The sequence below is a fragment of the Methylorubrum suomiense genome, assembly GCF_022179765.1.
In the GTDB taxonomy this organism is placed as follows: domain Bacteria; phylum Pseudomonadota; class Alphaproteobacteria; order Rhizobiales; family Beijerinckiaceae; genus Methylobacterium; species Methylobacterium suomiense.
The window spans coordinates 1-3362 of sequence record NZ_BPRE01000037.1 but is presented as its reverse complement, the minus strand read 5'-3'; the positions used below and the strand labels follow the sequence as shown (position 1 = coordinate 3362).

At 56.8% G+C, this 3362-nt stretch carries 3 protein-coding genes and 3 pseudogenes; 4 read left to right on the top strand and 2 right to left on the bottom strand.

Annotation, left to right across the window (positions count from 1 at the left end; genetic code table 11):
• Both MFF26_RS26250 and MFF26_RS26245 read left to right on the top strand, forming a co-directional pair.
• A pseudogene (locus MFF26_RS26250) lies at positions 1-101 on the top strand (IS5/IS1182 family transposase); the annotation flags it as partial.
• A gap of 215 nt (positions 102-316) precedes the next feature.
• A complete protein-coding gene (locus MFF26_RS26245; RefSeq protein WP_137830851.1) occupies positions 317-538 on the top strand; it encodes a hypothetical protein in 222 nt (73 codons plus the stop codon).
• Between the two features lie 30 nt (positions 539-568).
• Here MFF26_RS26245 and MFF26_RS26240 read toward each other — a convergent pair whose 3' ends face one another.
• Positions 569-1279, bottom strand: a complete 711-nt coding sequence (locus tag MFF26_RS26240) for a NepR family anti-sigma factor (RefSeq protein ID WP_137830850.1) — start codon at positions 1277-1279, stop codon at positions 569-571.
• A gap of 490 nt (positions 1280-1769) precedes the next feature.
• Between MFF26_RS26240 and MFF26_RS26235 the strand changes: the two genes are divergently transcribed.
• Positions 1770-2336, top strand: coding sequence for a PilZ domain-containing protein (locus MFF26_RS26235; RefSeq protein ID WP_137830849.1), 567 nt, complete (start codon positions 1770-1772; stop codon positions 2334-2336).
• A 680-nt stretch (positions 2337-3016) separates the two neighbouring features.
• On the opposite strand, the pseudogene MFF26_RS26230 reads toward MFF26_RS26235, so the two are convergent.
• Positions 3017-3230: pseudogene (locus tag MFF26_RS26230) on the bottom strand (hypothetical protein); the annotation flags it as partial.
• 22 nt (positions 3231-3252) lie between these two features.
• Between MFF26_RS26230 and MFF26_RS26225 the strand changes: the two are divergent.
• A pseudogene (locus tag MFF26_RS26225) lies at positions 3253-3362 on the top strand (ArsB/NhaD family transporter); the annotation flags it as partial.

The following is a 3362-nucleotide window of genomic DNA, read 5'->3' as shown; positions in this document are numbered from 1 at the left end:
AGGACTACGAGCGATATGCAAGCACATTGGCAGACCTGCACCTCGTCGCCTTTGTCTGCCTCATGCTCAGGAAGGCTGCCCTACTCGCTTGCGGTCCATAACAGCCTCTAGCTCCGCCGCTTGGTGCCTACGTTCTCGCTCACGGCGGCGCCGACGCTACGTTCGTCGTGCTTGCCGCCTCGGCCCTGCTCAACGTTGGCTTGGTCTTGGCGCTGTGGCGGACACGATAGCTCTCGCAACTCTTAGGTCGCGCATATAGCGCGCTGACGTGTCCGCCAAACCTTTCCATGTGGGAAGGTTGCGCTAGGTCTGAAATATGATCCAGCCTGTTCTCTACCAGATCCTTGATCGACCTGATGGACGGTTTGACGTCACGGCGACGCTTGCTTCGAACAGGACGTATACCCGCGAAAGCCTTGCCTCGTTCGCCGAGGTCGACGCGTCGCTCAATATGCTGCGTGCCATCATGGCAGCCTGTGGTGCCGAGGTGCTGTTAGATCCGGTCACTGCAAGGATCACTACGCGCGTGGACGCTTGAGCTGTTCAAGGTTGCGAGCTGATTGGATAATCAGGCGGCCGGCTGGTCATGAGCCAACATGCCCGCAAGGGCGGACCGTGCTCGGCTCACCCGGCTTTTCACGGTACCGATCTGACAGCCGATCAGTTCGGCGGCGGCCTCATAGGTCATGCCCCCGGCACCGACCAAGATCAGCGCCTCACGCTGGACAGCCGGGAGTACAGCCATCGCCTGCAAGACCTTTTGCAACTCCATACCGTGTTCTTGCGCAGGTAACTCGATCAGTTGCCCGGCGGCTGTGCCGTCCGCGTCCTCAACCTCACGCTTCCGGCGGCGACGCTCGGTGTAGAAGGCGTTGCGGGCGATGGTCATCAACCAAGCCGTCAGATTGGTGCCGGGCAGGAACCGGTGTTGGTTCGCCCACGCCTTGAGCAGCGTTTCCTGCACTAGGTCGTCGGCTTGCGACGCGTTGACTGTAAGCGAGATTGCAAATCCACGTAATGCCGGCAAAGCTTCAGTCAGTCCTTGGCGGAAAGCTACAGCATCAGCCTTCTGACGGGCCGTCAGAGCCGTATCGAGTTGTGCGAGGAGGTCGAGTAGTCGCTGTGGCTGGCTGTCGGTGACTAAGGAACCGTACAAAGCGCGCAATTCATTTCCGAGGTGCTGGCGCGCTTGTGCGGACAGATCTCCCTTGCGACCTGCCGGCACAGCCGGCCGCACTGTCCGGCACGGCTGAACCGGATGGCTGTCGTCAGTGTTCATGCCCCCCCCTTAGCCCGTCCGTAGGCCCCACCCGGATAAACACGAAATTTCTGACGGGATCTTTTGGTAAGCCTTTGCTGAATGGTTCCTAACAGGAGCTTGTGCCGATCTACGAAACCGCCTCGCGTCAGACGCTTACAGGGGAGAAGATTCTTTATCGGGTGGCCTGTCAGATACTCATGCACCTTGCCACGATGGGAAGGTCAACATGCAAAAATGCTGAGGTTGGCCAGCATGGAGGTAAGCAGTGAGGTCCGAAACCGGGACCTCAGCCGGCAGGCTGCTATAGTCCCAGTGATCCGCAAGCTTAGTAATTTCGGATGGAGATAACACAAGTTAGTATAGGCAATATCATTGCAATTGTTGCAATAGGCCAGAGGTTCCGAACTCACGGAAATTATTTTATCGCAAATTTTTACCACCTTTTAAGCGATCGATCCTGATATTCAATTGTGATAGTGGAAATACTGTACCATTTTGGAGATGCGAAATGCCTGATAGGCGTCGAGTTCCACGGCGGCAATGCAACCTTGCGGCAAAGATTTATATTATTCGTACAAGCACACCTATTGAATGCGTTATCACCGACATATCATCCTACGGAAGCTTTTTACGCACACCGCAGGGCATTTCGGTTCCAGCGAACTTCGATCTCTGCATTGGTACAAGCAGCTTACCGCGTGCATGCCGCCTAGTACGTCGCGAGACTGACGGTTTTGGTGTCGAGTTTCTTGACCCCGTTCGTCACGAAGTTGAGGAAATCCTTATTGAGACCGCGTTCAAAGAAGAGATGATGTTCGAAGCTCTCAGTCCGCCCCTGAACGGGGAAGCGACGATGACTCAGGTTCGCCTCCATCGTGCGGTGAGCGCCATCGTGGACCTGATCGAACGTCGAAATACTACGAGCTGGGAGCGCATTGCGCCTCTGCCAGATCCTCTCAAACAGACCTGCCAAACGCTTCGCGACGTCGAAAAAGCTTTGAAGCATGCATCGCCTGCAGCGCTTCCGGCTCACAATTTAGACAAAGGGCAAGGCCAGCGTCTGCCGGCCATGTAACTGCTGTGCAACGAGCGATGTTTCTCGTTCACCTGATAGTCAGATACTGTCACAGCATAGCAGTTAGAAGCCATTACGTCGGCGCGGTTGACCGGCCGGCCCTCGCTCGAGGCGCCAGACATTAAGAGAAAGTCCGGTTCGAAAATTTCTTAGAGGGTGAACCGGTGGGGTCCAAATTACCCTCGGGCCCGACACCCTCTAGCAAGGACCCAGAAGGGGGGAGGCCACTTCATTTGATATTGCAGAGTTAATGGCAATTTTGTAGAGTATTATTCTATCAGAAGCTGTTGTGACAGCACTCGAATTTCATATATACTTGCTGGAGCGATGCCCTCGTGTACTCGAACTGCCCAAGAAGCGCGGAGATCCTGTTCGCCGCAGCCGATGCCACTTGGCGAACTGAGGCAGCCCGTATCCTCGGTCGAAGATCTGACGATCCACAGCTGGAGCTTTATTCAGAGGCACAGGGTCACCCCCATACTCTTCTGCGGATCGCCTACAAAGCGCGTCAGCGGGCTCTTGCTCAATGGAATAGATCCCGCTTGAAGGCGATAGAGATCGCATGACGCTCGAATGCCGGCGTCGCTTTCAAAGTCGGCTTGAGGTGCAGATTGCACCTCTCCACCATAAGGGGTCTTCCTACTAGGCTCACCCCGTCCGCACGTGAGCGATGCATTCTTTCAGCCGTATGGCCCGCGGAACAGGTCGCCGAGCGCCTTCCAGTCGGAACACGGTCAACCACCGCCGCCGGGCATGCTCCGGCCGATCGTGGAGCATGTGGCAGCGCTGGCACCACGCCGCGAGGTTGGCAGGATGATTGTCGGCCGTATCGTGGTTTCGGTGCGCGGTGGCCAGCACCACCCGCGTAATCCGAACGGTCGCAAGTACTTCGTCGTCTCCGACGGCAGTGCAGACGATCGGAGCGCTGTCGATCCAGCAGGCCCCGGATCTCACACCTTTGACCCGCGAGCTGATGGTCTACGCCAACGTGATCGGCTGCGATCTCGGCCCGAAGTTCACGCCGAT